This is a genomic window from Nonomuraea sp. NPDC050786 (assembly GCF_040654115.1).
Classification (GTDB): domain Bacteria; phylum Actinomycetota; class Actinomycetes; order Streptosporangiales; family Streptosporangiaceae; genus Nonomuraea.
The window spans coordinates 57,296-80,779 of sequence record NZ_JBFAHJ010000041.1 but is presented as its reverse complement, the minus strand read 5'-3'; the positions used below and the strand labels follow the sequence as shown (position 1 = coordinate 80,779).

Here is a 23,484-nt window from a genome sequence, read left to right as displayed (position 1 = left end):
GGGGCCGGAAAAGGGTGACTGTGCCGCTGACGCGCTTCGGAATCCTGGGCCGACCGGTGATCTGGCAGCACGGCGAGGAGATCAGGCTCGCCACCCGGCGGTCGCGGGGAGTGCTGGCACACCTGCTGCTGAGCCCTGCTCGCTCGGCCTCGATCGAGGGCCTCATCCACGCCGTCTACGGCGACGAGCCCACGAAGAGCGCCCGCAACCAGGTCCACCGTGGCGTCGGGGAGCTCAGGAAGTGCGGCGTCGTCATCGACGCGCACGACAACGTCTACCGGCTCAGGGCCGCCGAGGACGAGGTCGACGCCCTCGTCTTCATGCGGCTGTGCGGCCAGGCGCGCGCCGCGGCCGCCGGCCGGGATCACGCCGGTGCGGCCCGTACGCTGGGCGAGGCCCTGGCCCTGTGGCGGGGCCCGGCCCTGTCCGGCCTCGACAGCGAGACGTTCCTGACCGAGGCGGCGGTGTGGGACGAACGCAGGCTCGCCGCGATCGAGGCCCGCGTCGACGCCGATCTCGCGCTCGGCCGGCACCGGGAGGTGATCGCCGAGCTTCAGCTGCTCACCGACCAGCACCCGCTGCGGGAGGCCTTCTGCGGCCAGCTCATGCTCGCGTTGTACCGGTCGCAGCGAGGCAGCGAGGCCCTGCAGGCGTTCACCGACCTGGAGCGGCGGCTCCGGGAGGAGCTCGGCACCGATCCCGGTCCAGCGCTGCGGGAGCTCAGGACGCGGATCCTGCGCCAGGACTCCGTCCTCGAACCGGCGCCCCCGGACTCCTCCCTCGAAACGGCGCGTCATTCGGCGCCCGTGCCGCGGCAGCTGCCCGCGCGCCCGGGGGTGCTGGTCGGCAGGGATGCCGAGCTGCGGCGCGTCACCGCCGCGATCGAGGAGCACAGCACCTCGCCCGTGGTGGTGATCACCGGTCCCGGTGGCGCCGGCAAGACCGCGCTGAGCCTGGAGGCCGCGCACCGCGTGGCCGGCCGGTACCCCGACGGCCAGCTCTACGCCGACGATCTGAGCAAGCCCGGCGACGTGCTGGCCGAGTTCCTGACCGCGTTCGGGGTCGCCGCCGACGGGATCCCTGAGGGCACCGGCACGCGCGCCGGGCTGCTGCGCAGCCTGCTGGCCCGCCGCCGCGTGCTGATCGTGCTGGACGACGTCAGCGACGCGCGCGGCATCGACCCCCTCCTGCCCGGACAGCCGGGCTGTGCCGTCATCGTGACCAGCCGCTCGCCGCTGGCCCTGCTCCACGGAGCCGTCCGGGTGCACGTGTCCGCGCTGGACCGGGCCGACGCCCGGGCGCTGCTGGCCACGGGCGCGGGCGACGAGCGGATGGCGGCGGAGCCGGAGGCGGCGAACCGGATCATCGACCTCTGCGCCCGGCTGCCGGTGGCCCTGCGCATCGCGGCCGCCAGGCTCGCCACCCGGCCGCACTGGACGCTCGCGCGGCTGGCCGAACGCCTCGCCGACCCTGTGCGGATCCTCGGCGAGCTGCGGCACGACGGCCAGAGCGTCGTCCCGACGTTGACGCGGGGCTACGAGGTGCTCCCCGACGGCCCGCGCTCCCTGATCCGCCGGATCGGCTTCTACGGCAGTGCGGAGGTCACCGCCTGGACCACCGCGGCGCTCGCGGACGTCCCCGTGGACGTGGCGGAGAACATGCTGGAAGAGCTGGCCGAGAGCCATTTCATGGTCACCCTGCGGGACGGCGAGCGGTTCCGCTGTCACGAGCTGCTGCTGGGCTTCGGTGCCGGCCGCGCGCTCGAGGAGGACTCGCAGGAGGATCTGCACGCGGCCGTACGGCGCGCGCTCGGCGGCTGGCTCGCGCTGACCGACGACGCCCACGCCTCGATGCGCGGCCCCGGCAACTCCATCCCACGCGGTACGGCTCCGCGCTACCGGCCTCGGGGAGCGGCGGCCCGGTCAGGCGAGGGAGCGCTGTGGTTCGACGCCAACCTGGACGGGATACTGGCGGCCGTACGCCGGGCGGCCCCGTTTCCCGAGGTGTGCTGGGAGCTGGCCGTCGCACCGCTCGCCCTCTACGAGGCGGGCTTCCACCTGGACGCGTGGCTCGACTCCCACGAGCTGGCCTTGGCCGGGGCGCGCGCCGCCGGGGACGGCCGCGGCCAGGCGGCCCTGCTCTACTCCCTCGGCCACCGCTCGCTGCTGGTCGGCGACTACCTCGGCGCGGCCCGCCGGGCGGAGGAGGCTTTACGGCTCTTCCGGGACCTGGACGACGGCCATGGCCGCGGGCTGGCGCTGCGGCTGCTCGCCGACCTCTGCCGGATCCGCCAGATGCCGATCGAGGCGCGGAGGGCGTACGAGGAGGCCGTCGAGGTGCTGCGCAGGAGCGGGGACCCGGTCGGCGAGGCCGACGCGCTGGGCGGGCTGGCGATGGTGCTGCACAGCACGGGGGAGGAGGAGGCGTCCCAGGCACGCCTGGAAAGGGCGCTGGTCCTCAGCCGCGAGGGCGGCAGCCTGCGCAGCGAGGCCCAGATCCGGCGCGGGCTGGCCATGCACGCGGCCAGGGCCGGCACGCCGGAGGAGGCCTGCCCCGAACTGCTCAAGGCCCTGGAGATCGCCGCGTTCATCGGCGACCGGGTCGTGCTCTCGGAGATCCTGCTCGACCTCGGCACCACGCGGATCCTGCTCGGCGACCCGAAGGCCGCCTACGACGACCTGGTCACCGCCGAGGAGATCGCGAAGGTCACCGGTGTGCAGCGGACCGCCCTCAGGGCGCGCCGGGCCAGGGCCTTCCTCAACGGCAACGGCGCGGCCACCCGCGCGCCTGACCGCTAGCCAACGGCAACGGCGAGGCCACCCGCGCGCCTGACCGCTAGCCGAACTCGCGGGTGAACTCGGTCATGGTGGCGGCCGCGCCCGAGAACGCCCTCGTCAGGCCGCGCTCCTCCGTGAGCCCCAGGAGCGCTATCCCGGCGACGCGGGCGATCCGGCCGAGCTGGATGGACGTCAGGCCGCTGATCTCCATGCGCTGGCCCTGGGTCCCGACGATCTCCCCGCCGGCCTCGATCACGGCGGCGCCCAGCGGCTGCGGCTGGTCCGACAGGACGCTGATCGTCTCAGGCTGGAAACGGTCGACGAACGCGGCGGCGGACCCGCTCCCGATGATCCTGCCGCGCGAGATCACCACCAGGTCGTCCACCAGGTCCTCCAGCTCGGCCAGCAGATGGCTGGTGACGAGCACCGTACGGCCCTGGTCGCGCAGGCGGCGCAGCAGGTCCTTCAACCAGGCGATCTCAGCGGGGTCGAGCCCGTTCATCGGCTCGTCGAGCAGCAGGATCTCGGGGTCGCCGACGAGCGCGACGGCCAGCGCGAGGCGCTGCCGCATGCCCGCCGAGAACGTCCTCGTGCGCTGGGCGGCCACCGCGCCGAGCCCGACCTGGTCGAGGAGCGACCGGGCGCGGGAGGAGGGCACTCCGGCCAGCCGGGCCGCCCACCGCACGCTGTCGATCGCCCGGCGGGAGGGGTGGAACGCGTCGATGTCCAGGACGGCGCCCACCTTGCGGCTGGGAGCGGTCCACTCGTGGATCGGCCTGCCGTCGACGAGGGCGAAGCCCGAGGTCGGGTGCACGAGCCCCAGGAAGAGGCGGAGGATCGTCGACTTGCCGGCGCCGTCCGGCCCCAGGAGACCGGTGATGGCGCCCGGCCTGATGGCGAAGCCGGCGTCGCTCACCGCCACGGTGGGACCGAACCGCTTCGTCAGCGCTTCCGCTTCCAGCATCGGCCTCATGCCCGGCGCACCCTTCGCTCGGGAAGCCGCCCGCTGATTCGGTCTGCCGAATGCCGACATAATATGCTCACGATTCACCCCGTTTTTCGCCGCAAATGGTGCTGACCCGGGACTCCGTTGAGCCGCTTTGGGGGCAATGGTAGCTCTGCGTGGCCGGGCATTCGCCTTTTGCTCATTTTGCTGAGCTGCGGTTTCCTAACCTTCGATGACGCGGCGGAGGAATTCCTCCACGGCGGCCACCGCCGTGTCGTGGTCGCCGCCCCTGGCCACCAGCAGCGCGCTCTCGTTGACGGCCGCCAGCAGCATGTGGGCGTGCAGATCGAGGAACGCGGCCGGCACCGCCCCCGTGGCCTCCAGCGCGGTCTTGAGCATCCCGAACGAGTAGCGCTCCTCCATGGCGCGCCACCGCTCCCACCCCATCACCGACGGCGCGTCGATGAGGACGATGCGCTTGATGACCGGGTCCCCGGCGAGTGAGATCCAGGCCAGGACGCCGGCCCGCAGGGCGGCGGCCGGGTCGGCGATGCCGCGGACCGCTTCGACGATCTTGCGGCCGATGGCGGACTCGGTGGCCTCCAGCACCGCCTCGAAGAGCGCGTCCTTGCCCGCGTAATGGTGGTACAGAGCCCCTCTGCTCAGCCCCGACTCCTGCAGCACCGACTCGATCGAGGTGTCGTCGTAGCCGCGCTCGGCGAACAGCCGCGTGGCGATCGCCAGGACCCTGTCGCGGGTGGCGGCTCCGCGCTCGGCATCAGCTACGTGGACGTGGGCGAAGGGCCGGTCAGCCTGTTCGTGCACGGCGTGGGCACCAGCTCGTACCTGTGGCGCCACGTCATCGAGGCGTTCCGCGAGGAGCGCCGCTGCGTGGCCATCGACCTGCCGGCGCATGGCGGCAGCGCCCCGCGCGACGACCTGTCGATGCCTGCGCTGGCCGAGGCCGTCGAGGAGCTGTGCGACGGGCTCGGGCTCACCGAGGTGGATCTCGTCGCGAACGACACCGGTGGCGCCGTTGCGCAGATCTTCGCCGTACGCCATCGCGAGCGCCTGCGTACGCTCACCCTCACCAACTGCGACGTCCACACCAACGCCCCGCCCGAGGCGTTCAAGCCCGCGGTGGAGCTGGCCGCCAGAGGGGAGCTGGCCGCGCTGACGGCGGCCGTGCTGGAGCAGCCGGAGCTGCTGGCCCGGACCGCGTTCGGCGAGGGGTATGAACGGATCGCCGATCCGGCGGAGCTGGTGGACGCGTTCCTGAGGCCGATCTTCGCCAAGCCCGACGGAGCCCGAGCCTTCGAGCGGATGCTGGCCTCCATCGACGCCAAGGACCTGATCGCCATCGAGCCGCAGCTCACCGTGCTCACCGTGCCGACGCTGGTGGTCTGGGGCACGGGAGACGTGTTCTTCGACGTGAGCTGGGCCCACTGGCTGCGCGACACGATCCCCGGCGTCAAGGAGATCGTCGAGATCGAGGGCGGGAGGCTCTTCTTCCCCGACGAGCGGGCGGGCGAGCTGGTGCCGCATCTGCGCCGCTTCTGGGCCGGACCTGGACTCCGGGCCCAGCCGTAAGATCGGCTCCATGCACCTGGAGACGCTGCGCCGCTACCCCGTCAAGTCGATGCTGGGGGAGGAGCTCTCCGAGAGCGAGGTCACCGAGCGCGGGCTCGCCGGCGACCGGGCACGCGCGGTGCTGGACGTCGCGACCGGGAAGATCGCCAGCGCCAAGAACCCGCGGCTCTGGCGCGGCCTGCTGACGGTCGAGGGCGCCCGGGTCCCCGGGGACGCCGAGCTGTCGGCGCTGCTCGGGCGGGAGGTGCGGCTGATCGACGTGCCGCCCGAGGACGCCGAGTTCGAGCGCTCGGTGCCGGAACAGGTGCTGGCCGAGGGGATCGACGCGGAGGTGGCCCACACCGTCGGCCGGCTCGGCGGCGCGTCCCCCGAAGGGACGTTCTTCGACTTCGCGCCGATCCACCTGATCACCACCTCCGCCGTCGAGCGGATCGGGGCGCTCAGCCCGCGCGGGCACGTCGAAGCCCTCCGCTACCGCCCCAACCTGGTCATCGGGACGGAGGAGGAGGGCTTTCCCGAGAACGACTGGGTGGGCCGGGAGCTGTACGTGGGCGACGAGGTGGTGCTGGAGGTCATCGTGGCGAGCCCGCGCTGCGCCGTGCCGACCCTGGCGCACGGGCCCCTGGAGCGCGACACGGAGGCGCTGCGCACGGTGGCCAGGCACAACCGGGTGCCGGTGTTCGACATGGGGGCGCAGCCGTGCGCGGGGGTGTACGCGCGGGTGCTGCGGCCCGGCCGCGTCAAGAAGGGCGACCGGGTGCGGCTCGCCGCCGCCCACCGCACCTGACCTGGGTCACACCAGCGGCGTCAGGTACTTGTCCAGGTCGTCGAGGATCTTGCCGGCGGCCGTGACGCCGATACCGGTCATCCAGATCTCGTCGTCCACGTTGTGCGCGTTACCCGACTTGACCGCCTTCAGGTTCTTCCACAGCGGCCCGCCGGTCACCGCGGCCTGCGCCTTGACGGCCGCATCCCCGTACGCCGTGTAGAAGATCGCGTCGGCGTCCGCCTTGGCGATGTTCTCCTGGCTCAGCTTGCCGAAGCGCTTGTCCGCCTGGTCGGCCAGCTGCTGCGGCTCGGGCCGCTGGATGCCCGCGTCGCCCACCACGATGCCGCTGAACGACTCGGGCCCGTACATGCGGATCTCCGTGGGCATGAAGCGCACGATGCTCACCTGCAGCTTCGAGAACTTGGCCCCCACCTCCTTGGCCCGCTTCTCGTACGCCGACAGCAGCTGCTGGGCCTGGTCCTTCTTGCCCAGCGCCTCGGCGTCGAGCAGGAAGTTCTCCTTCCAGGTGACGCCCACCTTCTCGGTGAACACGGTCGGCGCGATCTTGCTGAGCTTGTCGTAGAAGGCCGCCTGCCGGAACTTGCTGCCCAGGATGAGGTCCGGCTTGAGCGCCATGATGGCCTCGATGTTGGGGGCCTGGGTGGTGCCGACCGCCTTGGTGGCCGACAGGGCCGAGCCGAGGTAGGCGGGCCACTTCTGGTTCTGGGACGCCTGCGCCGCGCCGACGGGCGCCAGGCCGAGGGAGACCATCGAGTCAAGCTTGTCCGTGTCGAGCACCACGACCTTCTTGGGGGCCATCGGCACCTTCGTCTCTCCCATGGCGTGCTTGACGGTCCGGGTCGGGCCCGTGTCCTGGGAGGAGGTCGATGTGCCGCAGGCGGCGAGGGCGAGGACGGGGAGCATGGCGGCGACGGCCAGGCGGAGGCGCATGGGCATTCCTTGATCTTTTAGGTTAGGCAATCCTAAGTATCTCACGGCCGATATGTCCGAGCCGAAAACGCGTCAGTGAGGACTCCGAAACCTACGCGAAACACCCGTCCGGCGAGATTCACGAATGTGAAACACGCCTGGTCGAGCCATGAAACGCCGGACGAACACGCTGTGGCCACACGTCACATGTAAGGAGGGTCGCGTCGTGAAGATCGATAGCGGCACCACAGCCTGGATGCTCGCGGCCACCGCGTTGGTGTTGCTGATGACTCCGGGCCTCGCTTTCTTCTACGGGGGCATGACCAGGGCCAAGAGTGTCCTGAACATGATGATGATGTCGTTCGGCGCCATCATCACGGTGACCATCGCCTGGGTGCTTTTCGGACACTCGCTGGCATTCACCGACAACCCCATCGGGGCGATCAACAACGTGGTCGGCGGCTTCGACGCGCTCGGCCTGCAGAGCCTGGTGGACACCGCCACCAAGGACGACGGCACCGGCATGCCGAGCCTGGTCTTCTCCGCCTTCCAGCTGACGTTCGCCATCATCACGGTCGCGCTGATCAGCGGCGCGATCGCGGACAGGGCGAAGTTCGGCGCGTGGATCCTCTTCAGCATCCTGTGGGCGACGATCGTCTACTTCCCGGTCGCGCACTGGGTGTGGGGCACCGGCTGGCTCAACACGATGGGCATCGAGGACTTCGCGGGCGGCACGGTCGTCCACATCAACGCCGGCGCCGCGGGCCTGGCACTGTGCTTCGTGCTCGGCAAGCGCCACGGCTGGCGCAAGGAGCCGATGCGGCCGCACAACCTCCCCTTCGTCCTGCTCGGCGCGGGCCTGCTGTGGTTCGGCTGGTTCGGCTTCAACGCGGGCTCCGAGCTGGCCGTCGACGGCACCGCCGGCCTCGCGTTCATGAACACCCAGATCGCCACCGCGGTCGCCGCGGGCGCCTGGCTCGTCGTGGAGAAGATGCGCGACGGGCACGCCACCAGCCTCGGCGTCGCCTCCGGCGCGGTCGCCGGTCTGGTCGCCATCACCCCCGCCTGCGGTTTCGTGGACCCGTGGGCCGCGATCCTCATCGGCCTGCTCGCCGGCGTCATCTGCGCCTACGCCGTCGGCCTGAAGTACAAGTTCGGCTTCGACGACTCCCTCGACGTGGTCGGCGTGCACCTGGTGGGTGGCGTCATCGGCGCCGTCTCGCTCGGCTTCCTGGCCGCGTACCCCTTCCTGGACCAGCAGAGCAAGGGCCTGTTCTACGGCGGCGGCTTCGGCCAGCTGGGCCTGCAGGTCCTCGGCCCGGTCGCGATCGGCGGCTACTCCTTCATCGTCACCTGGATACTCGGGAAGATCATCGACAAGACGATGGGCTTCCGTATCTCCACCGAGGAAGAGATGACCGGCATCGACGTCACCACGCACGCCGAAACCGGGTACGACCTCGGCACGGTCTACGCCTCCGGCGTGACCTCCCCCAACGGGCCCACCGCCCCGGCCGTTAAGAAGGTGGACGCATGAGGCTCATCACAGCGATCATCAAGCCGTTCAAGCTGGATGACGTGAAGGCCGCACTGGAGCAGTTCGGCATCAAGGGCATGACGGTCAGCGAGGCGAGCGGCTACGGCCGCCAGCGCGGCCACACCGAGGTCTACCGCGGCGCCGAGTACCAGGTCGACCTGGTGCCGAAGGTCCGCCTGGAGGTCCTCACGGAAGAGGATGACGTCGAGGACGTGATCGACGTCATCGTCAAGGCCGCGCACACCGGAAAGATCGGCGACGGCAAGGTCTGGTCCGTCCCGGTGGACGCCGTCGTCCGGGTACGCACCGGAGAACGGGGTCCCGAAGCCCTGTGAGCGTCCTCCTGGAGCGAGGGCGAGGCCATTGACAGCGCGAAGCCCGGACGACGGCGTCCGGGCGGAGCTCGGCAAGGGGGCACAGCAGTGAGGGGAGAGGCCCGTTCGTACGCCGCGGCCCGCAAGGAGCGGGCCGCGGACATCGACCGCTGGCTCAAGGATCTCTTCAGGACGGCGACCGACGGCGACCACGTCTCACTGGTCGCCGTCGGGAGCCTGGGAAGGGGTGAGCTCGCCCCGGGCAGCGACCTCGACCTGGTCCTGCTGCACAACGGCCGGGCCGACGTGGCGCGGGTCGCGGACCGGATCTGGTATCCGATCTGGGACTCCGCGGTCAACCTCGACCACTCCGTGCGGACGGTCGAGGAGGCGGTGAGCGTCGCCAGGCAGGACCTGAAGGCCGTGCTCGGCCTCATCCAGGCCAGGCACGTGGCCGGCGACCCCGAGCTGACCAGGAAGGCCAGGGAGGCGGTGCTGGCCGAGTGGCGGGCCGACTCCCGGCGCAGGCTCGGCGAGCTGCGCGACGCGGCCGACAAGCGGGCCCAGGTCAGCGGCGAGCTGGCCTTCCTGCTCGAACCCGATCTCAAGGACGGCCGCGGCGGGCTCCGCGACGTCCAGGCCATGCAGGCGGTGGCCGCCGCCTGGGTCGCCTCCGCCCCCGGCCCCAGGGCGCGCGAGGCGTACGAGTTCATTCTGGACGTGCGGCACGCGCTGCACGTCGTCACCGCCCGCGGCACCGACCGGCTGGTGCTGCAGGAGCAGGACGCCGTGGCCGGGCTGCTCGGCCTGCTCGACGCCGAGGCGCTCATGCGCAGGCTGGCCGAGGCGGGCCGGACCATCTCCCACGCCTTCGACGGCACCTGGCGCACCGTTGACAGGCTGCTGTCAGGGCCCGCGCCACGAGGCCGCCGCCCGCTGGCGGACGGCGTGGTCGAGCACGGCGGCGAGGTGGTGCTCGCCAGAGGCGTCGACCCGCGCAAGGACCCCGTGCTCGTGCTGCGTGCCGCCGCCGCGGCGGCCGACTCCGGGCTGCCGCTCGCCCCCGCCACGGTCTCCGTACTCGCAGGTCAGTCGCCGCCCATGCCGGTCCCGTGGCCGGAAGAGGCACGCGACTGCCTGGTGTCGATCCTCGGCGCGGGCCGCGCCGCCGTGCCCGTGTGGGAGGAGCTCGACCAGGCGGGCATTCTTGTCAAACTCCTTCCTGACTGGGAACGCGTACGCCACCGTCCCCAGCGCAATCCGATCCACCGCTTCACCGTCGACCGGCACCTGATCGAGGCCGCCGCGAACGCCGCCAGCCACACCCGTGACGTCTCGCGCCCGGACCTGCTGCTGATCGGCGCGCTCCTGCACGACGTGGGCAAGGGCTGGCCGGGGGACCACTCCGCCACGGGCGAGGTCGTGGTCCGCGACATCGCCACCCGCATCGGCCTGCCCCCGCAGGACGTCGAGACCCTCGCCACCGTCGTACGCCACCATCTGCTGCTGCCCGAGACCGCCACCCGCAGGGACCTCGACGACCCCGTCACGATCGAGAAGGTCGCCGCCACCGTCGGCACGCGCGAGGTCCTCGATCTGCTGGCCGCGCTGGCGGTCGCGGACGGCCACGCGACCGGTCCCGCCGCCTGGAACGGCTGGAAGGCGGGGCTCGTCGCCGACCTCGTGCGCCGCGTCAGGTCCGTGCTGGCCGGCTCGCCGCCGCCCAAGCCGCCCACCCTCTCGCCCGAGCAGGCCGCGCTCGCCAGGCACGGCGGCGGGGCCGTACGCGTCAACGGCGGAGCCGTCACGGTCGTCGCCCCCGACCGGGTGGGACTGCTGTGGAGCGCCGCCGGCGTGCTCTCGGCGCACCGGCTCATCGTGCGCTCCGCCTCGTCGGCCTCCGCGGGCTCCACGGCGGTGATCGAGTTCTCGGTCATCCCCGAGTACGGCTCCCCGCCGGACCCCGCGACACTGGAGTCCGACCTCCGTCTCGTCCTTGCTGGACGTCTTGACATCGAACAGAGATTGGCCCGCCGCGCCCGCGCCATGAGGCCGCCCCGGGTGCCCGTGGCTCCACCTCGCGTAACACTGGTCGACGACGCCTCCGCGACTGCCACTGTGGTGGAAGTCAGGGCCCATGACAGACCGGGACTACTGTGGCGTATTGGACGGGCGTTCGGCGAGTGTGGTCTTGACGTGAGGGCCGCTCGCGTAGAGACTCTCGGCGCGGAGGCGGTGGACGTCTTCTATGTCGTGGATCGCGCCGGTCGCCCCCTCAGCGACGCCGGGCAGAGGGCACAAGTCCGCGATCAGGTCCTTGCCGCGCTGCGATAACCAACAGCTCACGACTGCCGGTCACATTTCTACGACAATTTGTCCGAATTGCCGGTTAAGTCAGTAGCTGCGGATACCTTGTGTGACGGCTTTAAGGCCCGTGGTGGACGGGACGATTGAGGGGTACGGAAAGCAGTGACGACGGGGAACTCCGACAGCGGCGTCGCCGCGAAGCGGGACCGCGGGAAGCGGTCACTGCCACGCCTCGGTCTGCGGAACTGGCGCGTGAGGTGGCGGCTCACCGCGCTCATCCTGGTGCCCACGATCGCCGGCGTCGTGCTCGGTGGAGCCCGCGTGGTCGGCTCGGTCCAGAGCATCGGTGACTACGACCGCACGGCGGCCGGCGCCGAGCAGGCAGGACACATCCGCGACCTCCTCCAGGCGCTCGGTCTGGAGCGTGACACGAGCGGCTGGCTCGGCGCGAGCCGCGCGATGCGCAAGAAGCTCGCCGGGCCGCTCGAGCAGCGCGAGGCGGCGGTGGACGCGCTGGTCAAGGTCGTGAACGCCGACCTCGACGCGATGGACGACTCGTACGGCCCCCGCATCGTCAAGGCCGCCCAGCAGGCCAGGCACGACCTGAGCCGGCTGCCGCAGATCAGGAGCGAGGGCCAGGTCGACACCATCCGGTACGACTTCCTCACCGACACCCTGCTCAAGCTGCACGACGAGCTGACCCTGCTCTCCGACGACTCGCAGATCATCGGCCAGTTCCGCGCCCTGAGCGCGCTCGCGGCGGCCAAGGAGGAGATCTCCCGCCAGCGCATCCAGCTGCTCCAGGCCTCCTACAACCCCGATGAGGTGGACGCCAAGGAGGTCGAGGAGTTCATCGCCTCCAACGCCCGCCAGCTGAGCGACATCTCCGACGTCGGGGCGGAGGCCGGCGCCGACATCGGCCTCAAGCTGTCCAGGGCGCTCACCTCCAACCCCCAGTACGTCAACGCCCAGCTCACCAAGTCCCGCGCGGTCACGCTGGTGAGCAGCCGGGCGCTGTCCAACGGCCAGGGCCCGGGCCTGCGGATCGCCGACAACCTGATCTCCGCCAACGGCAGCCGCGACCAGTGGTTCAACGACAACACGGCCGCCATCAAGGTGCTGAACGGGATCGAGAAGCAGCTGGCCGGCGAGGTGGGCCTGCGCAGCAAGGAGCTGCGCGAGTCCGAGATCCGCAACGCGATCATCGCGGGCGTCCTGATCCTGGCGCTGCTGCTGCTCGTCCTGCTGCTCACCGTGGCCATCGCCCGCTCCATGGTCGGCCCGCTGCGCAGGCTGCGCACGGAGGCGCTGGAGGTGGCCGGCTTCCGGCTGCCCGACGTGGTGCACCGGCTGCGGGTCAACGGGGACGCCTCCACGGCCGACGTCCGGCCGATCGATGTCGAGGGCAACGACGAGATCGGTGAAGTGGCCAGGGCCTTCGACCAGGTGCACCGGCAGGCCGTACGCCTGGCGGGCGAGGAGGCCGAGCTGCGCAGCAACATCAGCTCGATGTTCGTCAACCTCTCGCGCCGCACCCAGACGCTGGTCGAGCGGCAGATCTCGCTCATCGACGGCCTGGAGAAGGGCGAGCAGGACGGCGGCCGGCTGGCCGACCTGTTCAAGCTCGACCACCTGGCCACCCGCATGCGCCGCAACTCCGAGAACCTCCTGGTCCTGGCCGGTCACGAGGCCACCCGCCGGCGCAGCCAGCCGGCCAAGCTGGTCGACGTCGTACGCGCCGCGCTGTCGGAGGTCGAGGGCTACGAGCGCGTGCAGGTCAAGGTGCACCGGGCCACCTCGGTCCTGGGCAGCGCCGCCAACGACCTCGTCCACCTGGTCGCCGAGCTGGTCGAGAACGCCATCCAGTTCTCCCCGAGCAACTCCCAGGTCACGGTCACCAGCAGCCTCATCGAGGGCGGCGGCGCGCTGCTGTCGGTGAGCGACACCGGCATCAGCATGACCGAGGAGGAGCTGGCCGAGGCCAACCGCCGCCTGGCCGAGCCGCCCGTCGTGGACGTGTCGGTCTCGCGGCGCATGGGCCTGTTCGTGGTCGGCCGCCTGGCGCTGCGCCACGGCATCCGGGTGCAGCTCAGGAAGGGCGAGGGCGCCGGGCTGATCGCCATGGTGCTGCTCCCGCCGGCGCTCATCACCGACGGCACGCAGCCGCCCCTGCCGCAGCGGCCGGCCTTCGGCGGCGGCACCGTGCCGACCCCGCCGGCACCGCCCGTGCAGAACGGGACCTTCAGGTCGTTCGGCAGCTTCGACTCCCTGGACGCCGGCCCCCGGCCCGGCGCACCCGCGCCCCGGCACGGCTTCCGGCCCACTCAGAGCGAGCCGGAGCCGCGCTCGTTCGACAGCGGGCCGTTCCACTCCGACCCCGGCAGAGCCGGCGTGAACGGCTTCGGCGCCGACACCGACGGCGGCTCCTACCGCAGGCAGCCGGCCTCGTTCGACTCGGGCGGCTACCCGTCGTTCCCCAGCCAGGGCTCGCGCCCATCTGGTAATGGCGCGTTCCAGTCTCCTCCGCCGGTCCCGTCGTTCCCCACGAACGATGTGCGCAGGCCGGAGCCCACGCCCTCGGTCGACGTGTCGCCGATGGAGGCCGACCAGGAGGAGTACCTGCCGATCTTCGCGTCGGTGGAGTCCGCCTGGTTCCGCAGGCCGCCCAATGAGCCGGCGCACGAGGCGCAGCCGCGTCCGGCAGGCCCGGGTGAGGACAAGTCCGCGCAAGCCGTACCCTCTGGGGAGGAAGCGTGGCGAACGGCGGCAGACGCCGGCTGGCGCGCGGCGGCCGCGGCCGTCGAGCCCAGCCTCGGCGGCATCACCGCCGCCGGGCTACCGAAGCGCACCCCCAAGGCCAACCTGGTTCCCGGTACGGCGAGCCAGTCGGCGCAGCCGCAGCAGCCGCAGCGGCCCGCTCCGATCCCGCCGGTCTCGGCGGACCGGATCCGCAGCCGGATGGCCAGTTACCAGCAGGGTGTGCGACGGGGCCGCCAGGAAGTTCGTGGACAGGAGGAACAGAGTGAGTGAGCGTCCCGCCGGGGAGGATGCGTGACAACCCTTAGCCATGAGGCGAACAGGTTCGACTGGCTGATCACCGACTTCGTGCGTAACACGCCCGGAGTCGCGCACGCGGTCGTGGTCTCGGCCGACGGCCTGTGCCTGGCCGCCTCTGAAGGCTTCCCGCCGGACCGGGCCGACCAGCTCGCCGCCGTCTCCGCCGGCCTGCTGAGCCTGACCGTGGGGGCCTCCAGGGTGTTCGAGGGCGGCTCGGTGACGCAGACGGTCGTCGAGATGCAGCGCGGCCTGCTCCTGGTCATGGCGATCAGCGACGGCTCCGTGCTCACGGTGCTGGCGGGCCCGGACTGTGACATGGGGCTGGTGGCGTACCAGATGACGTTGCTGGTGGACAGGGCCGGACAGGCGCTCACACCGGCCCTGCGGGCCGAGCTCCAGGCCGCCAGGACCCGGTGATGTGATGGAACTGATGGGAGCGGGCCGTGTATGGCGTTGACGGCAACGGGGACGACGAGCCCCTGTTCCGTCCTTACGCGGTGACCGGCGGCCGATCCGAGCCGCGCTATCACCTAGCGATGGAGACGTTGATCTCGTCGATGTCGATCCCGGACGACGAGATGGCCATGCTCACCCCCGAGCAGGAGGCCATCATGCAGCTGTGCAGGTCGTTCCGGTCCGTCGCCGAGATCTCGGCCCTGCTCCGCGTCCCGCTGGGCGTGGCCAGGGTGCTCGTGGCGGACATGTCCGACGAAGGGCTTGTCCGCCTGCACCAGCCACGCCTCAGCCAGGGACAGCCAGACCTCAACATGCTCGAAAGGGTGCTCAGTGGACTACGCAGGCTCTAGCCCCGGGCTGACGTCGACGAAGATCGTCGTCGCCGGTGGGTTCGGCGTCGGCAAGACGACGTTCGTGGGGGCGGTGTCCGAGATCCTCCCGCTCACGACAGAAGCGGTGATGACCGACGCGTCCGCGGGCATCGACGACCTCGGACTCACCCCGAACAAGCAGACCACGACCGTGGCCATGGACTTCGGCCGGGTCTCCCTGGACCGTGACCTGATCCTGTACCTGTTCGGCACGCCCGGGCAGCACCGGTTCTGGTTCATGTGGGACGACCTGGTACGCGGCGCGATCGGGGCGGTGGTGCTGCTCGACACGCGGCGGCTGGCCGACAGCTTCCCCGCGATCGACTACTTCGAAGAGGCGAAGCTGCCGTTCGTGGTCGGCATCAACGGCTGGGACGGGCAGTTCCCGCACTCCGACGACGAGGTCAGGGAGGCGCTCGCGCTGTCGCCGAACGTGCCGATCGTGCGCACCGACGCCCGCCACCGCGAGTCGGTCAAGGCGACGCTGATCTCGCTGGTCGAGCACGTCGTACGGCTGCGCGCCGCGCCCGTACGTTAAGGGGCGTCCGCCGGTCCCAGCACACCGGGACCGGGGGCGGCGTCAGCGGTCGAGGCGCTGGTAGCGGCGTACCGACAGGACGAAGAAGACGACGGTGATGACCACCGGCCAGACGATCGCCATCAGGATCGCGTGCTGGGCCACCCACGAGTCACCGCCCCACCCCGGGTTCCCGAAGAGCTCCCTGGTCGCCGCGACCGTGGACGACAGCGGGTTCCACTCCGAGATCGCGCCGAGCCAGCCCGGCATCGTGCCGGGCGCGACGAAGGCGTTCGACAGGAAGCCGACCGGGAACTCCAGCATCTGCACGGCCACCACCGCCCCCGCGTCCTTGACGACCAGCCCCAGGTACATGCCGGCCCAGAGCAGCGCGAAGCGCAGGAGCAGCAGCAGGCCGACCGCGCCCAGCGCGCCGGGGAGCGAGGACGGGCGCCAGCCGACCGCCAGGCCGCAGAGCAGGAGCCCGGCCAGGATCAGGACCGAGTTGAGCAGGTCCGCGACGGCCCGGCCGATCAGGACCGCCGAGGGCGCCATGGGCATCGATCGGAAGCGGTCGGTGACGCCCTTGGACGCGTCGGTGGTGACGGCGATCATGGTCGCGCTCAGCCCGAAGAGCATCGTCATGCCGTACATGCCGGGCATGAGGAAGGCGAAGTAATCAGCGCCTGAGGGCACCTCCACCGCGCCGCCGAACAGGTAGCCGAAGGCCAGTGTGATCATGATGGGGAAGAGGACCCCGAAGACCACCGTCATCGGCTGATTGGCCCAGTGGATCAGGTCGCGGCGGGTGACCGTCCAGCCGTCTACCAGAGCCCATCTCATTTCGCGCCCCCTCCGGCGTTGGTGAGGTTCAGGAAGACTTCGTCCAGGGTGGGGCGGCGCAGCGCGACGTCCTCGACCTCGATCCCGGCCGCCGCCAGGGCCGCCAGCACCTCCGTGAGGGCCTGCACCCGCTCGCTCACCGGCGCGCTCACGTGCCGGGTGTCCCGATCGACCTCGACCGGCCCGGACGTCACCCTCCCGACGACCCCGGCCGCCTCCTCCAGCCGCGCCGGGTCGTGGATGACCATGTCGAGCCGGTCGCCGCCGAGTTTGGACTTGAGCTCGTCCGGCGTGCCCTCGGCCACCACCCGCCCGGAGTCGATCACCGAGATCCGGTCCGCGAGCTGGTCGGCCTCCTCCAGGTACTGGGTGGTCAGCAGCACGGTCGTGCCGCCCGCCACGAGGTCGCGCACCGCGCGCCAGATCTCCGTGCGGCTCCGGGGGTCCAGCCCCGTCGTCGGCTCGTCGAGGAAGAGCACGGGCGGCGCGAGGATCATGCTGGCCGCGAGGTCGAGCCGGCGCCGCATGCCGCCCGAGTACTCCTTGGCCGGCCCCTTGTGCTCCAGCCCGAACCGGTCGAGCAGCTCGTCCGCCCTGGCGCGGGCCTCCTTCGCGCCGAGGTGGTAGAGGCGGCCGAACAGCTCGAGGTTCTGCCGGCCGGTCAGGATCTCGTCCACCGCCGCGTGCTGGCCGACCAGGCCGATGCTGCGGCGTACCTGGCGGGGCTGGGTCGCCACGTCGAACCCCGCCACCTCCGCGCGGCCGCCCGAGGCCCGCAGGAGCGTGGTGAGGATGCGGACGGCCGTGGTCTTGCCCGCGCCGTTGGGGCCGAGCAGGCCACAGACCGTGCCCCGGCCCACGTCGAGATCGATGCCGTCCAGCGCAGCCTTCTCGCCGTACGTCTTGCGCAGATCCTGCGCGAGCACCGCTGACATACGTGCCCCTTCCCTGTATCGTACGGCGTACCGTACAGCATACGGGTTCACACACGCAACCGTACGGTGTACCGTACGCATGTGACCGTTGAGTACTCGGGCAAGGGCGACCCCGCGCGCAGCCTGGCGCTGCTCTGGCGGACCAGCGAGCGCGTCAGCCGCAAGGGAAAGCCGGAGCTGAGCGTCGACCGCATCGTGCGCGCCGCCATCGAGGTGGCCGACACCGAAGGGCTGCAGGCCCTGTCCATGCGCCGGGTGGCGGAGCGGCTGGGCGTCGGGACGATGTCGCTCTACACGTACGTGCCGGGCAAGCCCGAGCTGTTCGACGTCATGCTCGACACCGTCTACGGAGAGACGGCCAAGCCGCAGGACGTGCCCGGTGGCTGGCGCGGCAGGCTGGAGCAGATCGCCAGGGAGAACTGGGCGCTCTACCTGCGCCATCCGTGGCTGCTGCAGGTGGCGGCGAACCGCCCGGTGCTCGGGCCCAACGTCACCGCCAAGTACGACTACGAGCTGCGGGCCGTGGACGGCATCGGGCTGTCGGACGTCGAGATGGACTCGGTGATCACCTTGATCACCGGGTTCGTGCACGGCACGGCCCGGGGCGCCGTGGAGGCGGCGCAGGCCGAGAGCGAGACGGGCATGACCGACGAGCAGTGGTGGGCCGCGCACGCGCCCTTCCTGAGCCGGATCGCCGACGCCGACCGCTACCCCGTCGCCGCGCGCGTCGGCCAGTCGGCGGGGGAGGCGCTCAACGCGGCCTACAGCCCGGAGCACGCCTTCGACTTCGGCCTCCAGCGCGTCCTCGACGGCATCGAGACCCTGGTGAACAGCCGCGCCGCGTGAGCGCTACGGCACCGAGCCGGTGAGCAGGGCGATGGACTGCTGGGCCGAGCGGATGCGGCGGGTGCGCTCCTCGTCCTCCCCGCCGAGCCGCAGCGCCTCCTCGGCGATCTCCCCGAACGCGGCGAACGCGGCCAGCCGCCGGCGCACGACCTTCTCGAACGCGTCGTCCTCGATCCGGTAGTACGTGGTGCGCTCGCCCTGCCGGGTGCCGCGGCGCACGAGGCCGACGGAGGTCAGCAGGCGCATGTTGGACGTCATGGACGCCCGGCTGGCCCCGATCGCGTCGGCGATCTGGCCGGCTGACTGCTCGGCGGGCGTGCAGATCAGCAGCCAGCCCAGAATGCGGCCGGTGATGGGCGCCAGGCCCCAGGCGTCGCCGCAGAACGTCGCCACGCGCTCGACCCATTCGAGCATGCGCTCGCGGCCGTCCTCAGGAGCCATGGCGTTCAGTTTAGGCTGAAGCGTCTGTCACCTGTGCCGGTGGAACTCCACCGGTTCCGGGGGCAGCGGCGTGTTGCCGAGGACGATGTCGGCGGACTTCTCGGCGAGCATCATGACCGGGGCGTAGATGTTGCCGTTCGTGACGTACGGCATGGCCGAGGCGTCCACGACGCGCAGGCCGTCGAGGCCGTGGACGCGCATGGTGCCGGGGTCCACGACGGACATGCCGTCCGTGCCCATCCTGCAGGTGCAGGAGGGGTGGAGGGCGGTCTCGCCGTCCCTGGCCACCCACGCGAGGATCTCCTCGTCCGTCCGCACGCCGGGCCCCGGGGAGATCTCGCCGCCGTCCAGGTCGGACCAGGCGGGCTGGGCCAGGATCGCCCGGGCGTGCCTGATGGCCTCCACCCACTCCCGCCGGTCCTGCTCGGTGGAGAGGTAGTTGAAGCGCAGGGCCGGCTTCTCGCGGGGATCGGCCGACCTGATGCGGACCGAGCCCCGGGCGTCGGAGTACATCGGGCCGATGTGCACCTGGTAGCCGTGGCCGCCGGCCGGGGCCGAGCCGTCGTAGCGGACCGCGATCGGCAGGAAGTGGAACATCAGGTTCGGGTACGCCACGTCGTCGTTGGACCGGATGAAGCCACCCGCCTCGAAGTGGTTCGTGGCCCCCGGGCCACCCCTGAGGAAGAGCCAGCGGGCGCCGATGAAGGGCCTGCGCCACAGGGCCAGGGACGGCTGCTGGGAGACCGGCTGCCTGCAGGCGTGCTGGACGTACACCTCGAGGTGGTCCTGCAGGTTCTCCCCGACGCCCGGGAGGTCGTGGACCACCCGTACGCCCACCCCCTCCAGGAGCGCCCTGGGGCCGACTCCCGACAGCTGCAGGAGCTGGGGGGTGTTGATCGCGCCGCCGCACAATATGACCTCGCCGGCCGCCACGCGCCTCCCGCCGCAGAGCACGCCGACGGCTCGCGTGCCCTCGAAGAGGATCTTCTCGACGAAGGCTCGGGTCCTGACCGTGAGGTTGCGCCGGCCGCGTACCGGGTGCAGGTACGCGCGGGCGGCGCTGAGGCGGCGGCCGCGGTGGATGTTGCGGTCGAAGGCCGCGAAGCCCTCCTGGCGGTGGCCGTTCACGTCGTCGGTGAGCCGGTGGCCGGCCTGCTGGACCGCCTCGAAGAAGGCCTCGAACAGCGGCCCCCGGGCCGGGCCGCGTTCGAGCTTCAGCGGGCCGTCGCCGCCGCGGAAGGGCGTGCCCGGGTCGGCCAGGCAGTTCTCCATCTTCTTGAAGTACGGCAGGCAGTGCGCGTAGTCCCAGTGGCGCATGCCGGGATCGGCCGCCCAGCGCTCGTAGTCGAGCGGGTTGCCGCGCTGGAAGATCATGCCGTTGATGCTGCTGGAGCCGCCCAGGACCTTGCCCCGGGCGTGGTAGATCCGCCGGCCGTCCATGTACGGCTCCGGCTCCGACTCGTAGCGCCAGTCGTAGAAGCGGCTGCCGATGGGGAACATCAGCGCGGCGGGCATGTGGATGAACACGTCCCACAGGTAGTCGGGCCGGCCGGCCTCCAGCACCAGGACCGACACCGAGGGGTCGGCGCTCAGCCGGTTGGCCAGCGCGCAGCCCGCGCTGCCGCCGCCGACGATGACGTAGTCGAACCTCAACGGGGGATCCAGTCCTTCCAGACGATCTTGTTCTCCCGCACCCACCGCTCCGCCGCCTGCTCGGCGGTCATCTTCTCGTTGATCATGTCGCCGGCCACCGCGTTCTGGTCGTCGTTGGTCCAGCTGAAGTTGCGGACCAGGTCGTAGGCCCTGCCGCCGGTCTCCGCGAACCGCCGGCTGACGATCTTGTCGAGCAGGTACGGCGGGTAGTCGCAGGCGACCTTCTTCGCGTCGTCGTCGCAGCCCACGGCATAGGGCGGCAGCGCGACCTTGACCAGTTTGACCTTGGTGAAGAGCCATTGCGGTTCGTAGAAATACATCAGCAGCGGTGTCCGGTTCTTGGTCGCGAACTCGGCCGCTCTGATCAACGCGGCCTCGCTGCCCGAGTAGACGACCTTGTATTTGAGGCCGAGGTTCTTGACGAGAGCCTCGTCGTTCGTCACGAAGGTCGGATCTCCGTCCAGGACTTGTCCGAGATTTCCGGTTTTTTCGGTTCGGAAGAGGTCGGCGTATTTATTGAGGTTTCGGTAGTCCGTAATGTCGGGATATTTCTTGACCATCCACTCAGGGACATACCACCCGATCACGCCTTTGTTCCCGGTGAGCCCGGCCGACAGGGCCACCTTCCGCTGCTCGATGTACGTCTTTTTCAGGTCGTTGTGACCCCAGCTCTCGACGATCACATCGACCTTGCCGGTCTCGAAATCCTTCCAGGAATCGCCCTCCTTCATGGTCCGCTTGTGCACCTTGTAGCCCAGCTCGTGCTCGAGCAGGTACGCCAGCACGGCGGCCTGGGCCTCGTACCCGACCCAGCCGTGGATGTCGATGTTGACGGTGCCCTTGGCCCCGGCGGTGGCCGCCGGCTCCTCGCCGGAGCAGGCGGCCGCCAGGAGCAGGGCCGCGACCAGCGGCCCGACGAGCTTCCTCGTTCGCAGCATGATGAGATCTCGCGGTCAAGAGGGCGTCACTTGGGGATCCAGGCCTGCCACTTGGCGGTGTTGGCCTCGACCCACTTCTTCGCGGCCTGCTCGCCGGTCATGCCGTTGTTGGTCATGTCGTCGGCGACGGCGTTCTGGTCCTCGTTGGTCCAGGTGAAGTTCTTGACCAGCTCGTACGCCTTGCCGCCGGTGTCGGCGAACCTCTTGCTGACGATCTTGTCGAGGTCCATCTCCGGGTAGTCGCAGGCGACCTTCTTGGGGTCGGCGTCGCAGCCCTCGGTGTAGGCGGGCAGCTTCACCCGGACCAGCTGGGTCTTGCTGAACAGCCAGTGCGGGTCCCAGAAGTAGAACAGCAGCGGCTTCTTCTGCTCCTGCGCCTGCTGGGCGCCCTTGATCAGGGCCGCCTCGCTGCCGCCCACGACGACCTTGAAGTTCAGCTTGAGGTTCTTGATCAGGGCTTCCTCGTTGCTGACGTACGACGGGTCGCCGAAGAGCAGCTGGCCCTTGTCGCCCGACTCGGAGGTCTTGAACAGTCCGGCGTACTTGTTCAGGTTCTTGTAGTCGGTGATGTCGGGGTGCTCGTCGGCCATCCACTTGGGGATGTACCAGCCGATGACGCCCTTGTTGCCGGTGGAGCCCGCCTCGACGGCGACCTTCTTCTCCTCGATGAACTTCTTCTTCAGGTCCGGGTGGCCCCAGTTCTCGATGATGACGTCGACGTCGCCGGTCTCGAAGCCCTCCCAGGCGAGCTGCTCCTTGATCTCGGGCAGCTCCACGTTGTAGTGGAGCTCGTTCTTCAGCAGGTACGCCACGACGTTCGCGCTGGCCTCGTACCCCACCCAGGGGTTGATGGCGATCTTCACGGTCCCCGCGGGGGTGCTGGAGCCGGCCTGCGGAGCGGCGGCGGAGGAGCTGGGAGAGGTCTCGACCTTGGCCCCGCCGCAGGCCGCGGCGCCGAGCCCGACTGCGAGGAGGCCTGCGAGCAGGCGAATCTTCATCAGATACCTCCGAGGAAACCCCCGCCTTCAGGCGGGGTGGGAATCGGGAGTAGGGCAGGGGTAGGCGATTCGCCGTAAGGCGGACCGCTGTATCGAACAAGAGCACGATTTTTAGCCGGTCGGGCGGTAGAACGTGAGGCGTGGCGCTGACCGTGAAGCGGACCTACAAGTACCGCTTCTATCCGACCCCCGAGCAGGCCTTCGAGCTCGCCCGGACGTTCGGCTGCGTCCGCCTGGTCTACAACAGAGCTCTCGAAGAACGCACCCGCGCCTACGCCCGGGAGGGCCGCCGCATCTCCTACGTGGAGTCCTCGGCACGGCTGACCGAGTGGAAACGCAGCGGTGAGTACGACTTCCTGTCGGAGGTGTCGTCCGTGCCGCTGCAGCAGGCACTGCGCCACCTGCAGGCCGCCTTCGCGAACTTCTTCGCCAAGCGGGCCAGGTATCCGACGTTCAAGAGCAGGAAGAAGTCGCGGGCGTCGGCGGAGTACACCCGCTCGGCGTTCCGGTGGCGGGACGGCCGGTTGACGCTGGCGAAGATGGATGCGCCGCTGGACATCGTGTGGTCGCGCCCCCTGCCGCAGGGCGCACAGCCTTCGACAGTGACCGTGTCCAAGGATGCGGCGGGTCGTTGGTTCGTGTCCCTGCTGGTCGAGGAGAAGATCAGCCCGCTCCCGCCCGTCGGGCAGAGCGTGGGTGTAGACGCGGGCATCACCGCGCTGGCGACGCTCTCCACCGGGGAGAAGATCGTCAACCCGCGTCACGAGCGGGCCGACCGCAAGAGGCTGGCCAAGGCGCAGCGGGCGCTCGCCCGTAAGGAGAAGGGCTCGAGCAACCGGGACAGGGCCCGGCGCCGGGTGGCACGGGTGTATGCCCGCATCGCTGATCGTCGGAGGGATCATCTGCACAAGGTCACGACACGGCTTGTTCGCGAGAACCAAGTGATCGCCGTGGAAGACCTGACCGTGCGCAACATGGTGAAGAACCGCTCGCTGGCGCGCGCTATCTCCGATGCCTCGTGGCGGGAGTTGCGGGGCATGCTGGAGTACAAGGCGGCCTGGTACGGGCGGGAACTGGTGGCGGTGGATCGCTGGTTCCCGTCGTCCAGGCTGTGCTCGGCGTGCGGGGTCTTGCGAGACAAGATGCCGTTGAACGTCCGCGAGTGGACCTGTGCTTGCGGCGCGGTCCATGACCGGGACGTGAACGCGGCCAAGAACGTGCTCGCCGCCGGGCTGGCGGAGAGCTGAAACGCCTGTGGA

General features: G+C 70.5%; 21 protein-coding genes. 12 read left to right on the top strand and 9 right to left on the bottom strand.

Annotated features, from left to right (window positions below; translation table 11 throughout):
* The first annotated feature begins 14 nt into the window (after positions 1-14).
* A complete protein-coding gene (locus tag AB0H84_RS47190; protein ID WP_357619854.1) occupies positions 15-2,798 on the top strand; it encodes a BTAD domain-containing putative transcriptional regulator in 2,784 nt (927 codons plus the stop codon).
* 37 nt (positions 2,799-2,835) lie between these two features.
* On the opposite strand, the gene AB0H84_RS47185 is transcribed toward AB0H84_RS47190, so the two are convergent.
* Complete coding sequence (locus AB0H84_RS47185) at positions 2,836-3,750, bottom strand: ATP-binding cassette domain-containing protein (RefSeq protein ID WP_357619852.1); 915 nt, start codon at positions 3,748-3,750, stop codon at positions 2,836-2,838.
* Positions 3,751-3,945: 195 nt separating this feature from the next.
* Complete coding sequence (locus AB0H84_RS47180) at positions 3,946-4,548, bottom strand: TetR/AcrR family transcriptional regulator (RefSeq protein WP_357619850.1); 603 nt, start codon at positions 4,546-4,548, stop codon at positions 3,946-3,948.
* Between AB0H84_RS47180 and AB0H84_RS47175 the strand changes: the two genes are divergently transcribed.
* Positions 4,510-5,313 (top strand): alpha/beta hydrolase, encoded by an 804-nt coding sequence (locus AB0H84_RS47175; RefSeq protein WP_357619848.1) that lies wholly within the window; start codon positions 4,510-4,512, stop codon positions 5,311-5,313. The genes AB0H84_RS47180 and AB0H84_RS47175 overlap by 39 nt on opposite strands.
* A 10-nt stretch (positions 5,314-5,323) precedes the next feature.
* Positions 5,324-6,100 (top strand): MOSC domain-containing protein, encoded by a 777-nt coding sequence (locus tag AB0H84_RS47170; RefSeq protein ID WP_357619846.1) that lies wholly within the window; start codon positions 5,324-5,326, stop codon positions 6,098-6,100.
* A gap of 6 nt (positions 6,101-6,106) precedes the next feature.
* Here AB0H84_RS47170 and AB0H84_RS47165 read toward each other — a convergent pair whose 3' ends face one another.
* Positions 6,107-7,033 carry an iron-siderophore ABC transporter substrate-binding protein gene (locus tag AB0H84_RS47165; RefSeq protein WP_357619844.1) on the bottom strand — a complete coding sequence of 309 codons (927 nt, stop codon included), beginning with the start codon at positions 7,031-7,033 and terminating at the stop codon, positions 6,107-6,109.
* Between the two features lie 205 nt (positions 7,034-7,238).
* Here AB0H84_RS47165 and AB0H84_RS47160 point away from each other — a divergent pair, with 205 nt between their 5' ends.
* The 7 genes from AB0H84_RS47160 (at position 7,239) to AB0H84_RS47130 (ending at position 15,592) form a co-directional block, all read left to right on the top strand.
* Positions 7,239-8,549 carry an ammonium transporter gene (locus AB0H84_RS47160; RefSeq protein WP_357619842.1) on the top strand — a complete coding sequence of 437 codons (1,311 nt, stop codon included), beginning with the start codon at positions 7,239-7,241 and terminating at the stop codon, positions 8,547-8,549.
* A complete protein-coding gene (locus AB0H84_RS47155) occupies positions 8,546-8,884 on the top strand; it encodes a P-II family nitrogen regulator (protein WP_357619840.1) in 339 nt (112 codons plus the stop codon). Before AB0H84_RS47160 ends, AB0H84_RS47155 begins: the two co-directional genes overlap by 4 nt.
* A gap of 87 nt (positions 8,885-8,971) precedes the next feature.
* On the top strand, positions 8,972-11,197 hold the full coding sequence (locus tag AB0H84_RS47150) for a [protein-PII] uridylyltransferase (protein ID WP_357619838.1): 2,226 nt from the start codon (positions 8,972-8,974) through the stop codon (positions 11,195-11,197).
* A 225-nt stretch (positions 11,198-11,422) separates the two neighbouring features.
* On the top strand, positions 11,423-14,200 hold the full coding sequence (locus AB0H84_RS47145) for a nitrate- and nitrite sensing domain-containing protein (RefSeq protein ID WP_357619836.1): 2,778 nt from the start codon (positions 11,423-11,425) through the stop codon (positions 14,198-14,200).
* Positions 14,201-14,221: 21 nt separating this feature from the next.
* Positions 14,222-14,644: a roadblock/LC7 domain-containing protein gene (locus AB0H84_RS47140; RefSeq protein WP_357619834.1), complete on the top strand. Its 423-nt coding sequence runs from the start codon at positions 14,222-14,224 to the stop codon at positions 14,642-14,644.
* Positions 14,645-14,670: 26 nt separating this feature from the next.
* Entirely contained in the window at positions 14,671-15,033 is a 363-nt protein-coding gene (locus AB0H84_RS47135) for a DUF742 domain-containing protein (protein WP_344986923.1), read from the top strand.
* Positions 15,034-15,040: 7 nt separating this feature from the next.
* Complete coding sequence (locus tag AB0H84_RS47130) at positions 15,041-15,592, top strand: ATP/GTP-binding protein (protein ID WP_344987674.1); 552 nt, start codon at positions 15,041-15,043, stop codon at positions 15,590-15,592.
* Positions 15,593-15,634: 42 nt separating this feature from the next.
* On the opposite strand, the gene AB0H84_RS47125 is transcribed toward AB0H84_RS47130, so the two are convergent.
* Positions 15,635-16,414: an ABC transporter permease gene (locus AB0H84_RS47125; RefSeq protein ID WP_357619833.1), complete on the bottom strand. Its 780-nt coding sequence runs from the start codon at positions 16,412-16,414 to the stop codon at positions 15,635-15,637.
* Positions 16,411-17,349, bottom strand: coding sequence for an ATP-binding cassette domain-containing protein (locus AB0H84_RS47120; RefSeq protein ID WP_357619831.1), 939 nt, complete (start codon positions 17,347-17,349; stop codon positions 16,411-16,413). The genes AB0H84_RS47125 and AB0H84_RS47120 overlap by 4 nt, the downstream gene beginning before the upstream one ends.
* A gap of 81 nt (positions 17,350-17,430) precedes the next feature.
* On the opposite strand from AB0H84_RS47120, the gene AB0H84_RS47115 reads away from it, so the two are divergent.
* The gene (locus AB0H84_RS47115; RefSeq protein ID WP_357619829.1) at positions 17,431-18,195 is read left to right on the top strand and encodes a TetR/AcrR family transcriptional regulator; all 765 of its coding nucleotides are present in this window, start codon (positions 17,431-17,433) and stop codon (positions 18,193-18,195) included.
* Between the two features lie 3 nt (positions 18,196-18,198).
* Here AB0H84_RS47115 and AB0H84_RS47110 read toward each other — a convergent pair whose 3' ends face one another.
* From AB0H84_RS47110 to AB0H84_RS47095, 4 genes are read right to left on the bottom strand one after another with little or no spacing between them, the layout of a single operon-like run.
* Entirely contained in the window at positions 18,199-18,636 is a 438-nt protein-coding gene (locus AB0H84_RS47110) for a helix-turn-helix domain-containing protein (RefSeq protein ID WP_357619827.1), read from the bottom strand.
* A gap of 27 nt (positions 18,637-18,663) precedes the next feature.
* The gene (betA, locus tag AB0H84_RS47105; protein WP_357619825.1) at positions 18,664-20,289 is read right to left on the bottom strand and encodes a choline dehydrogenase; all 1,626 of its coding nucleotides are present in this window, start codon (positions 20,287-20,289) and stop codon (positions 18,664-18,666) included.
* Positions 20,286-21,227: an ABC transporter substrate-binding protein gene (locus AB0H84_RS47100; protein ID WP_357619823.1), complete on the bottom strand. Its 942-nt coding sequence runs from the start codon at positions 21,225-21,227 to the stop codon at positions 20,286-20,288. Before AB0H84_RS47100 ends, betA begins: the two co-directional genes overlap by 4 nt.
* 26 nt (positions 21,228-21,253) lie before the next feature.
* Positions 21,254-22,225, bottom strand: coding sequence for an ABC transporter substrate-binding protein (locus AB0H84_RS47095; protein WP_357619821.1), 972 nt, complete (start codon positions 22,223-22,225; stop codon positions 21,254-21,256).
* Positions 22,226-22,365: 140 nt separating this feature from the next.
* Here AB0H84_RS47095 and AB0H84_RS47090 point away from each other — a divergent pair, with 140 nt between their 5' ends.
* Positions 22,366-23,472 (top strand): RNA-guided endonuclease TnpB family protein, encoded by a 1,107-nt coding sequence (locus AB0H84_RS47090; RefSeq protein ID WP_357619819.1) that lies wholly within the window; start codon positions 22,366-22,368, stop codon positions 23,470-23,472.
* Positions 23,473-23,484 lie beyond the last annotated feature (12 nt).